The following is a 15274-nucleotide window of genomic DNA, read 5'->3' on the forward strand; positions in this document are numbered from 1 at the left end:
AATATGTTACTTCATCCATTGAAAATCTTTTAAAGGCCAATAAGCTAATTTTGCTTTTCCTACGATTTTGTCTACGGAGATTGTTCCTACTTGAGGTGATCTGCTATCTAAGCTATACATTCTATTATCTCCCATGACAAACAATTGACCTTCTGGAACTGTTTTTCTGCCTGTAAAATCCTCAAGTTTAAAATCCTCAGTTAACGGACCTGTTACTATTTCTTTTTTGTATTGATCCAAATAAGGCTCTTCATATTTTTTTCCGTTTATATATAGCGTGTCATTGCGATATTCTATATGATCACCCGGTAAACCAATTACTCTTTTAATATAGTCTTTTTCCTTTGTGGCATGAAAAACGATAATATCAAATCTTTTTATATTATCTGGGTTATTTTTACCCATTTCATTAAGAATAATATGTTCACTATCTTTTAAAGTCGGCATCATCGATTCACCGTCTACTACTATAGGAGTGAAGATGTACTCTCTCACCACAAAAGCCAGAATACAAGCAATAACTATGGATTTGATCCACGAAAAAATCTCTTTTTGTTTCAATTTAAAACTCCTCTACAACTACATGTTTAAGAGTATAACACAATATATAGAAATAAACCTTTAATTTAACAATTAAAGGTTTACTTAGATGATTTTTTAACAAGTTCAATAAACTTCATTGCATGATTTTGATCCTGCTTTATGATCTTTACTTTTTGGGGATCTAAAAGAATCTTTTTTATTTGGTTATCTTTCCAAATGATAGTGTTATAAGATGGAATCTTATATAAATCTCTAAACCACTCCTCGAAGGAAGAAAGACGTACAGCAAAGATGCTCGCAAAGGCTATTAAAGTTGTACTAGGGGAAACAGCTGATTAATAATTAATTAGATAAAAAGAAAGCCTTGTTTTATTTTGCAAAAGGCTTTCTTTTTGCAATACAAAGTCTTTTAATCTGCTAAATGCGTTTGCGCAGCAACAGATACAAAAGGGGACCGAACGAGCCAATTATTAGCGTGACTAGTGCCCATGGCCAAAAAGAACGGTTTGTCTTTTTGGCATCATGCCACATCCATACAAGCACTAGAATTAGTGCTATCAATAAATCAAAGAATATTTGCATAGAAGCATAGTTGTTAAATGCCTGAGAAAAAATACCAAGAAAGCCATAATGATATACGGCCAAACCTGTTAAAACAGAAAAAGATACTAATACTAAAATAAGTAATGCTTTTGGTATTCGATTATTTCTAGAAAATGTGTTACTGTCCATTGATTTGTCGTTTTTACTTACCAATTCAATCATCCTCCTTTCTTAAAATGTAGCACTCATTACATTTTTTATCAACAAAAAAATGAATGGGAATAATGCAAAGCAACTAAGTTTCCTTCATAATTGTATCTATACGACAGAAAAAGACAGTAAGGAGCTTTATATGAAAAAAGGTGAAAAGAAAAAACAAGAAATTATAGAAAAAACGGCTGACTATATTTTATCAAATGGTCTGCAGGCCTCCAGCTTGCGAAATCTTGCGAAAGCAGCAGAAACAAGCGATAGAATGTTACTTCATTATTTTAATGACAAAGAGGAATTATTTACGGTTGTGCTATCCTTTATTTCTCAGAAGCTTATTTACATGCTGCATAATACAGAAATGGAAAAACATTCATTTCAGACGCTAGTTCCCCATTTGTATAACATGATGAGAGATCCTGAAGTTCGTCCATACATTAAGCTGTGGCTTGAATTAGTTGCGGTTGCATCAAAAGAGGGGGATCCCTTTTATTCTGTAGCAAAGGAAATCTGTGACAGCTTTTATCAGTTTTACATGGATATCATTCAAGTGGGAGAAGGAGAGGATAAAGAACAAATAGCGGCACTGGCTCTTGTGACAATTGAAGGAATTGCTCTTTTAGATACAATAGGTGATGATGTTCGTATTACAAAAGCGATTGCGGCAATTAATAAGGGTTGATCTGCAATAAGCGGAAAATAGAACCCTCTCTATTTTTTGAGTGATAGGTTAGGAACATCAAACTCTAAAAGCAAGCGAGTAAGATAGATGTAACTACTTCTCCTAGAGAACTGTACAGAAGGCCATAGCAGTAGAAATGGTGGGGGTTCTCAAAATAAGAGCATAAAAAAAGCTATTTCAATCGTATTGGCATCGGAGTGAAATAGCTTTTTCTACTTTACATTCAAGAGTTTGTTAGTTCATGTGAACATCCTTACATGTGAAGTGTATCACAAACTATTTTTGTTGTGAAGATGAAAAACGAAATTTGTATGACAAATTTTATTGCGTTGAGAGATTTTGAATGGGTTATTTAGCGTGGCCCTTACGCAGAGGCTATTTTAGAACAGCTGAGCATCTTAATAAAAATTGACGTCACCTCTCAATACCTCAAAAAAACCTGCTTCTTTTAAAGGAACCTTTCAATTTCTATAGACAAACAAACACTAGTTTATCAGGTATATTGTTAAGAGAAGTTTTAAGTGGTAAGTTTGTGTTCACTATATTTGGTATAATAAACATTTTTGGATGGCTACTCATGTACAGGAAATATAGATAACAGTAGCTCTGCCGATAAACAACCTTTTTAAAGAAAGCCATCTTATCGATAAAAATGATAAAAAGGAGGGACTCCAATGAAATTTGACGTACCTGAATTAGTTGAAGCAAAACGTCAAATTGATTCAACTTTACATAAACTCAGACAGACAGTAAAAACGTTTGAAGCTAAAGAAAATGCCGATAGATATAAATCTCAAATAACCTTAGCTAAAAGAAGGATACAAGCATTCGAACTTTCAGTAGCTCTTATTGAAAGGGAGATAAACGAACTTTCTAAAAGCTAGATGCCAGCTTTTAGAATATGAATTACAAAACGTTGGAAAACGTTATATTGCAGTAAAAGCATTTTAATTTATCTTCAATTGTCGCTTAGAGTGGAATATCAGAAAGAAAGAAACCTTAAAAATACTAGGGTTTCTTTTTTTTGTAATTAGTACTCTGCGTAAGCCAGTATATCTTTTGGATTTTGGCTAAACCTGTTTCCAAAGCAGGCAGCCTTCGCACTTCTCAAAACGTATCTACGCTCTCTTTATTGCACTAAAAATAATTCATTCATTTAAAAATAAGGGTTGAAGGTGACGCGACGTAATCTAATATAGTTGAACTATGACATATCAAGAAGGAGAGTAACGAAAATAAACAATCCTTTTTAGAAATGTATTCGGAACGTTATTAGAATGAAAGTAAAGGATGGGGGCATGGGAAGTGGAGAATAAAAAACGAATTCGCTCTTTAGATATATTAAGAGGACTAGCGATTCTGGGAACATTAGGAACAAATATTTGGCTGTTTGCCTATCTGGGAGATATAAATTATATATTTACTTTTAACCATAATCAATGGTGGTTATCAGGAGATGACTTTTTAAGAATCCTTTTTCTGTCCTTAATTAACGGAAAATTACTTGGCCTCTTAGCCATTATGTTTGGTGTTGGTTTAGAACTGAAATATCAGCAATCAAAACGGTTAAATCGGACGTGGCCAGGAAGATACATATGGCTGTCTTTGATTTTATTAATGGAAGGGCTTTTGCACTTTATTTTTGTCTTAGAGTACGATATTTTAATGTCTTATGCAGTAACAGCAATTATTGTTTCATTTATCGTAAAAATGCGGAAGACGATGATACGAATAACAATGATTAGTGCAGCAGCGATTCATCTTTTCTTTATATTACTTGTGTTCTTAGGTGTGCTAACTAACTCAATAGGAGATGAGCTAGTTGCTGTGCCAAAAGAAGTGATGAACCTTTATCAACATGAATCATGGATGAATCAAATTCAGTATCGACTTTTTCATTTTTGGGAGCTGCGCACAGAAGCAATTTTCGTCATTCCATTTAATATATGTATGTTTTTAATTGGTGTTTTACTAGTGAGAATAGGGGCTTTTGACAATAATTCCAAGGGTATTAATATCAGAAAGAGGATGATGAAGGCAGGACTTTTAGTTGGGCTACCTCTAAACCTATTATTATTTGTTCCTGGAGGATACTTTGATTTTCCAGTAAGGTACGTATTTGCCCCTATTTTATCGATTGGATACATGGGAGCTATTAGTTTTCTAATTGAAAAATTTCAGACCTTTTCATTATGGAGCGTTTTAGAGAAAGTAGGTAAGATGTCTTTAAGTTGCTACGTGTTACAGAATGTTTTAAGCTCCATTTTATTTTATGGATGGGGCCTTGGATTGGGTGGACACCCTCGTTCATTCTTCGTCATTTTTGTTTGGGTATTAATCTGTTTGTTTCAAATGTTAGTTGCTGTTTTGTGGCTCCGTTATTTTAAAATGGGTCCTATGGAATCAGCGCGTAAACGCTTAGCCAGTTTAGCTATAAGAAAAAATATAAAGAAAGATCTTAAAATGTAAGTCAGCTTCTTTTTGATGAATATCAAACATGTTATAAGAAGCAAAACTTTCACATAGAATGTTATGTTAAAGTGATATTAGGTATTGGAAATTTTAACTAATTAATAATCCGTAGAGGAGAATTAAAGAAAATGGCTACCTTTTTCTTAATACTTATTGGCTTCTTTATTATCATTTCAAATGTCGTTGGATTTATCTCCTACAAAAAAAAGAAAAGTTTATACGCTGCTGCTTTTACAATATTGATACTGGCGGCTTTATTCGGGGCAGTAGGCGGTATATTAGCACTGTTGATCATTAGAGACGCTTTTTCCATATTTTATGGTTTACAAGTTGGATACTATTTACTTATAAATAGCGCAATTGTTCTGTTACTGGCAGTTATAGTCACAGTTATAAAACAATATAACGATAAATAAAAATTTGCCTAGTAAGACTCATACTTCGTAAGTTTGTATTTACCATAATCTCAGTTATCCGTACAAAAAAGCCTTTAGATTCATAAATCTAAAGGCTTCAAATATGATTAACACTTTATTAGTTATATCATATAAAACGCTAGTTTACATAAAGTTTCTTTCTAAAAGACAAGAAAAAAAGGAGCCCTTAATACCCAAGGGCTCCTTTGATTTTCCAATTTATCGTTTATACACCGCTGTTTTAGCAAACCTTTTAGCTTACTAAAAAGACAAACAAGTACATAAATAGGAAGCTATTTATATGTAAACTCTTTTTAGAACTATGTAACAAGAAAATTAAGAAAAACGTAAGATTTAAGTAAGAGAAAAGAAAATTTCATTTTATACAATAACCATATAAATTGAAAAGGAGAAGATAAATGACATACATATTGAAAACTACCCAACTTACAAAGGCGTTTAAAGGGAGACAGGTTGTTTCTGAAGTTAATATGCACGTGAAGAAAGGAGAAATTTATGGCTTCTTAGGTCCGAATGGTGCTGGTAAAACGACGATTATGAAAATGCTCACAAACTTAATCAAGCCAACGAGTGGTGAAATAGAGATTTTTGGAGAGAAATTAACGAACACATCATTTGAAGTATTAAAGCGGATGGGAACTATTATTGAATATCCAATTTTTTATGAGCAGCTCACTGCTAGAGAAAATTTATCTTTACATTGCGAGTATATGGGTTATTACGATAACAAAGCTATTGATCACGCTCTAGAGCTTGTTAAATTACATAATATTGAAGGCAAAAAAGTGAAGGATTTTTCATTGGGAATGAAACAAAGGTTAGGGATAGCTAGAGCTATTTCTACAAAGCCAGAGCTTCTGGTTTTAGATGAACCAATTAATGGACTCGATCCTATTGGTATAAAGGAATTGAGAGACCTTTTTAAAATACTCTGTAAAGATTATGGAATTACCTTATTAATATCTAGTCATATTTTAGCTGAAATGGAACAGATGTCAGATACAATCGGAATTATTCAAAATGGCAAATTAATAAAAGAAGTTTCTATGAAAAGTATCAACGGAAAACAAACTGAGTATATAGAAGTACAGGTTCAAAATACAAAAAAAGCTTTGTATATTTTGGAACAAAATTTAGGAATAAAAAACTTTAGAGTTATTGGTGAAGCGGCAATACGTATATATGAAACAACATTAACTCAGCAAGAGATTTCTAAAGCATTCGTTATGAATGATGTTGGTATAGAAAGTATCAACAAAAAGAACAGTTCACTAGAAGAGTACTTTTTAAGTTCAATGAATAGTGAAGAAATTCACATTTAATCACGTATATCATCTTAACTTCCAATTCCTTATCACATCATTTAAAGAGCACTAAATTGAAACGTCTTAAATTCCATTGGGGGGAGCTTTTGAAAATGTTAAAACTAATGAAATTAGAATACAAAAAACATCGATTATCAAGGTATATAAAAAATGTAGTCATTTGCATTTTAGCTATCTTTTTTATAGCTGCACTTATGGGGTGGGGATCAAGAAATGAAATTGAACCTATGTATCCAGATTATGCGGACTTTATGTCGTTAGCTAATATTTTTATTAGAATTGTATTTATTTGTTTCTCTAGTGTCATTTTGTCTCGGCTAATAATTGATGAATATAAAAATAAAACAATTCAGCTGTTATTCACTTATCCATTAAAAAGAAAAAAGTTAATGCAAGCGAAACTGCTTATTGTTTTCGTATTCTGCTTTGTCAGTATTATTATTGCTACTTTTATTATCGATTTATTAATTTTTTGGATCAACCCGCACGTATATCTGGTTGAAAAACCTGTAAAGGTGAATGACATTATTTCTACAGTACCTTCAACTCTTATTGGTGCGCTTATGATGGCTGGCGTGAGTTTCATTCCTTTATTTTTTGGTATGAGGAAGAAATCAGTTGCTACTACAATAACTTCGTCTCTAGTAATTGGATTCTTAATTAATGCAACAATTTCCACTGGAGGAGAGACGGTAAGTTTATATGAAATTGTGGCAATTCCTGGCGTACTTTGTCTTCTTGGACTTCTAATAGGTTACTTGGCAATAAGAAAGGTAGACAGTGTTGACATAGCATAATACATAATTTCTAAGAGTAAAAATAGGAGGAAAAGAGATGAACAGGATTGTATCAACTTCTGTAGCTTTAGTTTTAATTTGTGGGTTCACTTTCAAAGTCAATATTGCCGAAGCAAAAAGCTTTGAGAAAAATAAGTCTTACAATATCGAGAGTGTTAATGTTTTAAAAGTGGATAGTGAATCTTGGGATATAAGGTTGAAGAAAAGTCATTCAAATGAAGTGATTGTATCAGCTAAAGGGAAGAAGAAAGAAAAACAACGTGTCACTTTTAAGCAAGATGGAAAAACACTAATAATCAAGCAAAAGGATCAAAAGAAAAGTGGCTTTTTAGGAGGCTTTACTTTTGGAAAGAAAGGTACAGTTTCTATTGCAATTCCAAGTTCAAAAATAAACAAAATTGACTTAAATAATAAATATGGTGATATCCAATTGAGTGAAATTTCTACTAATAATCTTATAGTTCACAACAACTCTGGTGATAAAAAAATAAAAGGCCTTTCAGCTAATAAAGCAATGTTTGTATCCGAGGATGGAACGTTAAGTATGGAAGATAGTACTTTTGAAAATTTAAACATTTCCTCTACAAGTGGCGATAACTATATGGAAAATGTAAATGGTTCAAAGATTAAGGTTACTTCTAAAGATGGAGAGGTTTCAATTAAGGATATAAAAGAAGGAAAATCCTTAGCTGTAGAAAGTGACTCTGGCGACATCGGCGTTTCTTATAAAAAAGCGCCAACTTCTCTATCCGTGGCTGCTAAAAGTTATTCCTCCGATGTAAAACTTAAACTAGATAGACTTAAGAAAAACACAGATACTGAAAAGCTTCAAAGAGGAAAAATTGGACAGGGATCCAATAAGTTAAATTTATTAAGTAACAACGGTGTTATTAATGTAACAAATTAATCATTATAATATGTTTGATAAGAATACTTGAACTAAACTAATAATCAATTACTTATTGAAAATGCTATCTTCCTCGACATTAAGATAGCATTTTTTGATGAATATCTTAAAAAACTATAGGTAAAGAATTTATATCGTTTATTTACTACTAACTTTTTTTAACACTATATTAATTAGTTATAACATTTTGTATAAAAAGGATTATAATGTAATTAATTGTTATTTTTTATGATAATAGAATAGTAAGCATACTAAAAGGTTTTAGGAGTGGAAAGTATTGAGTCACAAGATACTAATTGTAGAAGACGATCCGTTTATAAGTGAGATGGTTAAAGAGGGGTTAGTAAAAGAAGGATATGAAGTCACCGCTGTTTTTGATGGCGAGGAAGCTTTAGAAATACTTAATGTACAAACATATGACGTTATTTTACTTGATCTTATGCTGCCCAAAGTGGATGGCATGGAATGTTTAAAAATAATTCGTTCTAAAAGTATGGTTCCTATTCTTATTATGTCTGCAAAAGATGAAGACGTAGACAAAGCACTTGGACTAGGTTTTGGTGCTGATGAATATATTGCTAAACCGTTCTCTATGATTGAATTATTAGCGAGAATTAAAGCGATTATAAGAAGAGAATTACATTATATGCACTCATCGCAGTTAAAAAAAGAAAGTCAAAGCAAGGTCATAAAAATAGGAGATATAAGTATTGATATGGACAGCTTTTCTGTGAAGAAACTAGATAAGGATATTAGCCTCACAGCAAAAGAATTTAACATCCTAAAAGTATTTATTTCCAACCCTACTCATGTATACACGAAGTCACAACTGTATAAAGCCGTATGGGAAGATGAATATCATGGAGATGAAAACGTAATTAATGTTCACATTAGAAGACTTCGAGAAAAAATTGAAGACAATCCCTCTCATCCAACGTACATAAAGACTTTATGGGGAATAGGTTATAAATTGGGGGATTTATAAAAATGGTTTACCTGGTCGTCATCTTATTGGCCTGTTCTATTTGTATAAACCTATTTCTGATTCATAGGCGATTAAAACATAAAGCAGAAGTGAGATACATAGAAAGCAAGCTCAAAGCTATTATTGATGAAGAAACAAGTGAAAGACTATTATTATATACAGACAATAATCAGATAAAGTCTTTATTGAAACAAATAAACCGTCTTTTAGAACACAATCAAAAGACAGTGGCAGATTACCATAACGTAGAACGTTCAATAAGAAAAATGCTATCAAATATTTCTCACGATTTAAAAACCCCTCTAACAGTTATTTTAGGTTATATTGAAATTATAAATAATGATAAAAGTCTAAGTACAGAAAAAATGATGAGTTTGTTAAAAACCGTTAATTTAAAAACCTTAGAGGTGCTAGAGTTAATAAATCGTTTTTTCGAACTTGTAAAGCTTGAATCCGGAGACAAAAAATTAAGCTTTTCGAGAATTGATATATGCGAAATTAGCCGGAAAATAATATTGGATTACTACGAAATTTTAATCAATAAAGAATTTGAAGTAGCTATTGAAATACCAGAAGAATCACTCTTTGTTAGAGGAGATGAAAGTGCAATTGAAAGGGTTCTTAATAATTTAATTTCTAATGCAATTCAGTATGGTTCTGATGGTAAAATGATAGGTTTAAAGCTTAGAACAGATAAAGATAATATCTATATAGAAATATCAGATAGAGGAAAAGGAATAGATGAAGTACATAAAGAACGAGTTTTTGAGCGAATGTATACGCTAGAAGACTCAAGGAACAGTCGCTATCAAGGAAGTGGATTAGGGTTAACTATTACGAAGAGATTGATTGAACAAATGGGTGGAAGCATCTCTTTAGAAAGTATTCCGTTTAAACATACTACTTTTACAGTATGTTTAAAACGTATTAATTTTTAAAATTAGTAATACGTTGTTTTAGGTATTGCAAGAAAAACACCTATTTTTCTACCTTTTACTAACAGTAGTCAAAGAATAATAAGTAGAAAAGAATTAGTAGAGAGTTGAAGGTGCATGTATGAAAAAGGTTTTAGCAACTTCTGCTGTATTATTGCTAGCATTAGCAGCTTGCAGTAGTAATTAAACTAAGTAAATAAGAGCGGACCTTCATTTACAGGGGCTCTTATTTTTGGGGCTGTCAAAGTCAACAATATAAGTAGGTTTTATTTATAGATGATTGTTATAATACGAATAGTGCAGGGGCGATTACAAGCCTAATACAGAGATAAAATCGGAGGTAGCAAAATGGGGAAAAGTGGAATGTTTAAAGATTTTAATTTTAAATTAGTGGTTATTGAAGCTTTATTAGATCAAGAGCCATTATTTCTAAAAGAATTAACCGATTTAAAAGATAAGTATACCAATAATTTTGAATGGTATTCTGGTGCTGGCCCAATTGTTGAAATCAAAGATTATTTAGAAGAGTTAACTCTGGAAAAGAGTGATTTGGAAAAGGTTGAATGCCTTTGCTTTGATGGAGGTAATGAAATTTATCATATCCTAAAGCCAGATTGGGATGGCGAAGACAGTTTGTTTGATGTATTATCTGTTGAAGGATTTCAGAACTTAACGAATTTAAAAACAGTGGACTATATTTCAATGTTTGATCCACAAGTATTAGAACCATTTAAGCAAGCTGGAATTGAGATTGAGGATTAATGAGAAGGATGTTATTGTGCTAAAGGAAGCAATCCGTCTTTATGAAGAATAACGTTTCCTCATTATTGCCATCTAGAAAAATCAATAAGCAATTCTCCTATACTCCGTTTACAAAAACAGAAAACCCAACCTTTAGAGCTCACAGGTTGGGTTTTCTATTTTTAGTTTGTATACGCCACATATGTTTAGTAAATATGGTACCTCTTTGCAATACAAACTAAAAAAACGTTATTGGCTTTGAATTTGAAGTTGAATTCTTGTAATTGAATTCTCTATTCCATCCGCCATTACCTCATCAATCACGTATTCCTCATATGCATACTCCCCTATTTTTAACCCTTTTTCTCTAACGAATTGAATAATTCGATCGTAAGCATGTTCGGTTTCGGCACCTTTTTGATACCCAACAACATATAGTCCCTGGGGACGTGTATGACAATGAATTTTTTCTATCTCTTCTGGGATTTTGATATACAAATGTTCGTAATTGTAAAACTCTTTTTTTTGGATTTGGTCTCTCGCAAGCATTGCTCCAATTGGATATCCTCGGTCTAATTTATGAAGTTGAGTATAATGAATGAGCTCCGGAATAACTGTAGTATATTTTTGTTCGGCTTCTTCTAAAATATTTTCACTAATCATAAAGGTTTCTTCATCTAAATATTGCAATGAAATAGAAGAAAAATCAGTTTTTAAAGCATGTTCTGCTAACTGTAAACGCGTTTGAATAATTGCTTGTAAATGATTAAGGCTCTTAATTTTTTCTTCAATTTCAAGAGATTTTTCCTTTAAAAGAGTAATCATATTTATTGGTTTTTTATCTTTTAAAAGAACTTTTATCTCTTTTAATGGAACACCGAATTCTTTAAATAAGGCAATCACTTGAAAGACTTCAAATTGTTCATACGAATAGTACCTATATCCATTCTCTCTTTTTATTTGAGGTGAAAGTAACCCTATCTCGTCATAATGAAATAGAGTTTGCTTTTTTACACGACAGAGATTCGCGAATTCACCAGTACTAAAGTACTTTTCCAACTCTTCACTCATAAAATCCTCCTTGACTATACGGTAACCATATACTTTATGATGTTCATTGTACTGGAAAGGGGATATAAACAGCAATGACGAGTCCTTTATTTCATTAAAGTAAGTGAAAAGGCAAATTGATGATGAATTTGAAGATAAAGCAATGAATAGAATTAAAGTTTGTCTAATTAGAGAAAAGAAAGAGTAGATAAGATGCAAATGATAAAAAAGAAAAAATCCTCCGTAGGTCAACTCCTTCAAGGTATATGGTCAAAAAATCGCAAAGGAATTAGCCTTACCTATATGCTCACTCTTGTTGAAAATGTTTGCGATCTTCTTTACGCTGCAACAATTGGTTTTGCAATCGATGGGTTGCTTAAAGGGAATCCGGCTAGCCTTATACCACTTGCTCTACTATGGATCCTTCACCTAGGGGTTGGCTTGTTCAGGCACGTTTACGATACCAAAGTATTCGTTGGAATTTATTCTAATGTTGCTGCAGAAATGGTGGAGCGCCAGCGTGCTGATGGAGTAAAAGGAACTCGAATTGTAGGACGTGTCTCATTGTCTCGAGAGGTAGTAGATTTCTTTCAGATGGAGCTGCCGGCAGTTGTAACAACGGTTATTCGATTTTTAGGCGCTATTATCATGTTATTTCTTTATGACCGGTTTATTGGGTTCTTAAGTTTATTGGCACTAATTCCAATACTAATCATAAACCATTGGTTCGGTCGACGTTCTTATCGTTTGAATCACGCACTTAACAACCGGATTGAAGAAGAGGCAGATATAGTCGTTCATCGTCCACTTACCATTGTTCAAAAACATTTTGCACGATTACGTTTGTGGCGTGTTGCTATTTCTAACGCTGAGGCTAAAACATGGGGGATGATGGAGATTGTCGTCATTCTCTTAACCCTAGCTACACTATTTAGACTTACAGGTGTTCAGGGTACTACGCCTGGTGCTATTTATGCAGTTCTAGCTTATATTTGGATGTTTCAAGAGGCAGTAGTTGGTCTTCCTGAAATTGTGCAAAATATTTCGCGTGTACTTGATATTGGTGAACGCGTTGCTGAAGACGTTAACAGCTAAAACCACAAAAGCTTAGCCAACCATTATTGTTATGTTATCCCTTAAATTATTGTTGTTGTCTTTTCAGAGAAATAAGCCCGTAAATATAGGTTAGGAGGATTTTTAATGAAAAAGATTGAAACTGATCGATTACTATTGAGAAACTTTTCTAAAGCAGACTCTCAAGCTCTTTTGGAATACTTGGCTAATCCAAGGGTAAACTGCTTTCTTGAAGACAAAGTTCACACAATAGAGGAAGCCGCTTTAAAAGCTCAAAAAAGAAAAAAAGATGACTCTTTTGTTGCAGTCTGCTTAAAAGGCAGTGATGATCTAATAGGAGAGATATTCTACTTAAAAGAAGATCCAGATACTTATTCCATTGGTTGGCACTTTAATGCTCAATATGAGGGAAAAGGGTACGCAAGCGAGAGTGTGAAGGAGTTCCTAAGGTATCTGTTTACTCAATTGGATGCAAGAAGAATCTATGCATACGTTGAGGAGGATAACTATAAATCACAAAAACTATGTGAAAAATTAGGAATGCGTAAAGAAGGACGTTTTGTTGAGTTTATTTCGTTTACTAAATACGAAGATGGAACACCTAAGTATGAAAATACTCTTCAGTATGCATTATTAAAAAAAGAATGGATAAAAAATATTTCTTTTAATGAACCTGAGGAAAAAGTATCTCCTTAATTGATCTAGATAAACAGAATCAGTATTAAATTTATTGATATTTAGTAATCTAAGATATAGGAAATTCGTGGGAAAGATATGTATTTGTCGTTATCTAATGTAAACATTAAAACCTTTATAATAAAAAACCCCAGATATTTTGATTATCTGGGGTTTTAAGGAGGGTAGACAAAAGCTGTTTTTAATCATCTTTTTTATCTATTTTTACGTATACAAAAATAAAAAAGAAAATTATTGTAATCCACCTTGTATATAATTAGGAACCTATATTGAGCTCATTAACTGAAAAAAGTATTCGGACTTCTGAGTTTTATTTAAGCTATACCATGAATCTAATGTATTTGATGCAAATACATCTAATTTTTTTAATACGTCCCTCGCGAATTCTAGAGGTGCTACTCCTGAAGCAGTAATCATGTTATTATCGGATACTACAGGTCCAACCTCATACAACTTCTCCCCTTTATAATTAGGACAGACCATTTTTGTATATTCTAAGTTATTAAGCGTATGCTTTCTAGAATCTAAGTATCCACTATTTGCAAGGGCATCAGTAGCACCACAAATTGCAGCTACAATAGTACCAAGCTCTAAAACTTCCCCAACTTTTTTCAATATAGGTTGATGAATCTCCTCACTCCATGTATTTCCTCCCGGTAGAATTAAAAGATCTTTATCCAAAAGAGTGCACTCATCAAGAGAAATATCTGGCTGTATACTCAGCCCCCCCATTGTTTTAATAATTTCTTTATTAACTCCTACCGTCATTACTTTTAAAGGGGCTAAACCTTGTCTGAAATATCTTCCTGAATTTAGTTCAGCAATTAAATATCCATACTCCCAATCTGACATTGTATTAAATACATAAATATAAACTTTTTTTGTTTGCATATTAAGCCTCCCGAACTGATGTTCTCTATATTATACCATTTTAAAGGTATATATCTATAAAAAATGTTAAAATATTCAGAAAAAACAAGGAGATTGAGAATCATTTGAAAGAAAACAAAATAGAAAAAGTCGTAATAGCGTAATAGTAGGATTAACAACTCCACATTATGTATCAAATTTTACTCGAGTGAGTGATAATTTAGGATTTGAAACGTATCTCGTATCAGATGCCACAGCTGCATTTGCAGTAAAAGGAGCAGATCATGCATATTATCCACCTGAACAAATACATACTGTGTCATTAGCAACTTTAGATAATGAGTTTGCCAAAGTTTTAACAACTGAAGAATTGATCAAAAAGTTAAATTTGACTGAAGCAATACAATCATATTAATAAAAAAGGTATTGTACTAACAGAAGTAACTCATTTTGATAAAAAATGATTTTTCTATAATAAACAGCACAAAAAATTTTGAAAATCTTTTTAAAAATAGTTGAAATGCCCGGTACTAAGTATTACAATCTACATATACTAAGTATTACTTAATAGCTTAATTTTAAAAGTTATTAAGTAAAAATTGGTTTGGTACTAAGTAATACAGAATATAAGTCAGACGATATAGAGGAGGTTCTGAAGATCGAAAATTTAACTGAAATGCTGAAGGGTTCGCTGGAAGGCTGTGTGTTAGAAATTATCAGCCGCCATGAAACCTATGGCTATGAGATTACACGCCGTCTGAACGAGCTTGGATTTATCGAGGTCGTAGAAGGGACGGTCTACACTATTCTCGTACGATTGGAAAAGAAAAAACTTGTGAATATAGAAAAAAAACCATCGGATATGGGCCCACCCCGCAAATTTTACTCGCTTAATGAGGCGGGCTACAAGGAGCTTGAGTTGTTTTGGAAAAGGTGGGATTTTGTATCATCAAAAATCAACGTCTTGAAGTCAAACTAGCTTCATAGGATAGTTTTAAAGCAGCTTA

At 32.5% G+C, this 15274-nt stretch carries 18 protein-coding genes; 14 read left to right on the plus strand and 4 right to left on the minus strand.

Annotated features, from left to right (window positions below; genetic code table 11):
- Window positions 1-6: 6 nt before the first annotated feature.
- Both lepB and ACWATA_RS06265 read right to left on the minus strand, forming a co-directional pair.
- Complete coding sequence (gene lepB, locus ACWATA_RS06260; RefSeq protein ID WP_154992199.1) at window positions 7-561, minus strand: signal peptidase I; 555 nt, start codon at window positions 559-561, stop codon at window positions 7-9.
- Between the two features lie 399 nt (window positions 562-960).
- Entirely contained in the window at window positions 961-1299 is a 339-nt protein-coding gene (locus ACWATA_RS06265) for a DUF2834 domain-containing protein (RefSeq protein WP_473049642.1), read from the minus strand.
- A 139-nt stretch (window positions 1300-1438) separates the two neighbouring features.
- Between ACWATA_RS06265 and ACWATA_RS06270 the strand changes: the two genes are divergently transcribed.
- The 10 genes from ACWATA_RS06270 (at window position 1439) to ACWATA_RS06315 (ending at window position 10598) form a co-directional block, all read left to right on the plus strand.
- Complete coding sequence (locus ACWATA_RS06270; RefSeq protein WP_049165934.1) at window positions 1439-1978, plus strand: TetR/AcrR family transcriptional regulator; 540 nt, start codon at window positions 1439-1441, stop codon at window positions 1976-1978.
- A gap of 674 nt (window positions 1979-2652) precedes the next feature.
- Entirely contained in the window at window positions 2653-2862 is a 210-nt protein-coding gene (locus tag ACWATA_RS06275; protein WP_028414832.1) for a hypothetical protein, read from the plus strand.
- Window positions 2863-3268: 406 nt separating this feature from the next.
- Window positions 3269-4447: a DUF418 domain-containing protein gene (locus tag ACWATA_RS06280; RefSeq protein WP_473049643.1), complete on the plus strand. Its 1179-nt coding sequence runs from the start codon at window positions 3269-3271 to the stop codon at window positions 4445-4447.
- 131 nt (window positions 4448-4578) lie between these two features.
- On the plus strand, window positions 4579-4866 hold the full coding sequence (locus tag ACWATA_RS06285) for a 3-isopropylmalate dehydrogenase (RefSeq protein ID WP_165636255.1): 288 nt from the start codon (window positions 4579-4581) through the stop codon (window positions 4864-4866).
- Window positions 4867-5285: 419 nt separating this feature from the next.
- Entirely contained in the window at window positions 5286-6209 is a 924-nt protein-coding gene (locus ACWATA_RS06290; RefSeq protein WP_473049644.1) for an ABC transporter ATP-binding protein, read from the plus strand.
- A 95-nt stretch (window positions 6210-6304) separates the two neighbouring features.
- Window positions 6305-7009 carry an ABC transporter permease gene (locus tag ACWATA_RS06295; protein WP_473049645.1) on the plus strand — a complete coding sequence of 235 codons (705 nt, stop codon included), beginning with the start codon at window positions 6305-6307 and terminating at the stop codon, window positions 7007-7009.
- Window positions 7010-7046: 37 nt separating this feature from the next.
- Window positions 7047-7916, plus strand: coding sequence for a DUF4097 family beta strand repeat-containing protein (locus ACWATA_RS06300; protein WP_473049646.1), 870 nt, complete (start codon window positions 7047-7049; stop codon window positions 7914-7916).
- Between the two features lie 277 nt (window positions 7917-8193).
- A complete protein-coding gene (locus tag ACWATA_RS06305) occupies window positions 8194-8901 on the plus strand; it encodes a response regulator transcription factor (protein ID WP_473049647.1) in 708 nt (235 codons plus the stop codon).
- 2 nt (window positions 8902-8903) lie between these two features.
- Window positions 8904-9839 (plus strand): sensor histidine kinase, encoded by a 936-nt coding sequence (locus tag ACWATA_RS06310; RefSeq protein ID WP_430053490.1) that lies wholly within the window; start codon window positions 8904-8906, stop codon window positions 9837-9839.
- Between the two features lie 345 nt (window positions 9840-10184).
- Window positions 10185-10598: a DUF6892 domain-containing protein gene (locus ACWATA_RS06315; RefSeq protein ID WP_473049649.1), complete on the plus strand. Its 414-nt coding sequence runs from the start codon at window positions 10185-10187 to the stop codon at window positions 10596-10598.
- Between the two features lie 228 nt (window positions 10599-10826).
- Here ACWATA_RS06315 and ACWATA_RS06320 read toward each other — a convergent pair whose 3' ends face one another.
- On the minus strand, window positions 10827-11648 hold the full coding sequence (locus tag ACWATA_RS06320; protein ID WP_473049650.1) for a MerR family transcriptional regulator: 822 nt from the start codon (window positions 11646-11648) through the stop codon (window positions 10827-10829).
- Between the two features lie 192 nt (window positions 11649-11840).
- Between ACWATA_RS06320 and ACWATA_RS06325 the strand changes: the two genes are divergently transcribed.
- Both ACWATA_RS06325 and ACWATA_RS06330 read left to right on the plus strand, forming a co-directional pair.
- Window positions 11841-12722: an ABC transporter six-transmembrane domain-containing protein gene (locus ACWATA_RS06325; protein ID WP_308012701.1), complete on the plus strand. Its 882-nt coding sequence runs from the start codon at window positions 11841-11843 to the stop codon at window positions 12720-12722.
- 105 nt (window positions 12723-12827) lie between these two features.
- Window positions 12828-13397, plus strand: coding sequence for a GNAT family N-acetyltransferase (locus ACWATA_RS06330; RefSeq protein ID WP_165636261.1), 570 nt, complete (start codon window positions 12828-12830; stop codon window positions 13395-13397).
- A 264-nt stretch (window positions 13398-13661) separates the two neighbouring features.
- Here the strand turns inward: ACWATA_RS06330 and ACWATA_RS06335 are convergent, their stop codons facing one another.
- Entirely contained in the window at window positions 13662-14288 is a 627-nt protein-coding gene (locus ACWATA_RS06335) for a type 1 glutamine amidotransferase family protein (RefSeq protein WP_116740105.1), read from the minus strand.
- A 142-nt stretch (window positions 14289-14430) separates the two neighbouring features.
- On the opposite strand from ACWATA_RS06335, the gene ACWATA_RS06340 reads away from it, so the two are divergent.
- Complete coding sequence (locus ACWATA_RS06340) at window positions 14431-14682, plus strand: cysteine hydrolase family protein (protein ID WP_473050209.1); 252 nt, start codon at window positions 14431-14433, stop codon at window positions 14680-14682.
- Between the two features lie 243 nt (window positions 14683-14925).
- Window positions 14926-15246, plus strand: coding sequence for a PadR family transcriptional regulator (locus tag ACWATA_RS06345; RefSeq protein WP_028414817.1), 321 nt, complete (start codon window positions 14926-14928; stop codon window positions 15244-15246).
- Window positions 15247-15274: the final 28 nt, after the last annotated feature.

The sequence above is a fragment of the Priestia sp. USM5 genome (assembly GCF_058323215.1).

Coding starts and splice junctions, on each gene's coding strand:
- ACWATA_RS06270 (WP_049165934.1), top strand. CDS start 1,439: ATGAAAAAAGGTGAAAAGAAAAAACAAGAAATTATAGAAAAAACGGCT.
- ACWATA_RS06275 (WP_028414832.1), top strand. CDS start 2,653: ATGAAATTTGACGTACCTGAATTAGTTGAAGCAAAACGTCAAATTGAT.
- ACWATA_RS06280 (WP_473049643.1), top strand. CDS start 3,269: ATGGGGGCATGGGAAGTGGAGAATAAAAAACGAATTCGCTCTTTAGAT.
- ACWATA_RS06285 (WP_165636255.1), top strand. CDS start 4,579: ATGGCTACCTTTTTCTTAATACTTATTGGCTTCTTTATTATCATTTCA.
- ACWATA_RS06290 (WP_473049644.1), top strand. CDS start 5,286: ATGACATACATATTGAAAACTACCCAACTTACAAAGGCGTTTAAAGGG.
- ACWATA_RS06295 (WP_473049645.1), top strand. CDS start 6,305: ATGTTAAAACTAATGAAATTAGAATACAAAAAACATCGATTATCAAGG.
- ACWATA_RS06300 (WP_473049646.1), top strand. CDS start 7,047: ATGAACAGGATTGTATCAACTTCTGTAGCTTTAGTTTTAATTTGTGGG.
- ACWATA_RS06310 (WP_430053490.1), top strand. CDS start 8,904: ATGGTTTACCTGGTCGTCATCTTATTGGCCTGTTCTATTTGTATAAAC.
- ACWATA_RS06315 (WP_473049649.1), top strand. CDS start 10,185: ATGGGGAAAAGTGGAATGTTTAAAGATTTTAATTTTAAATTAGTGGTT.
- ACWATA_RS06320 (WP_473049650.1), bottom strand. CDS start 11,648: ATGAGTGAAGAGTTGGAAAAGTACTTTAGTACTGGTGAATTCGCGAAT.
- ACWATA_RS06325 (WP_308012701.1), top strand. CDS start 11,841: ATGCAAATGATAAAAAAGAAAAAATCCTCCGTAGGTCAACTCCTTCAA.
- ACWATA_RS06330 (WP_165636261.1), top strand. CDS start 12,828: ATGAAAAAGATTGAAACTGATCGATTACTATTGAGAAACTTTTCTAAA.
- ACWATA_RS06335 (WP_116740105.1), bottom strand. CDS start 14,288: ATGCAAACAAAAAAAGTTTATATTTATGTATTTAATACAATGTCAGAT.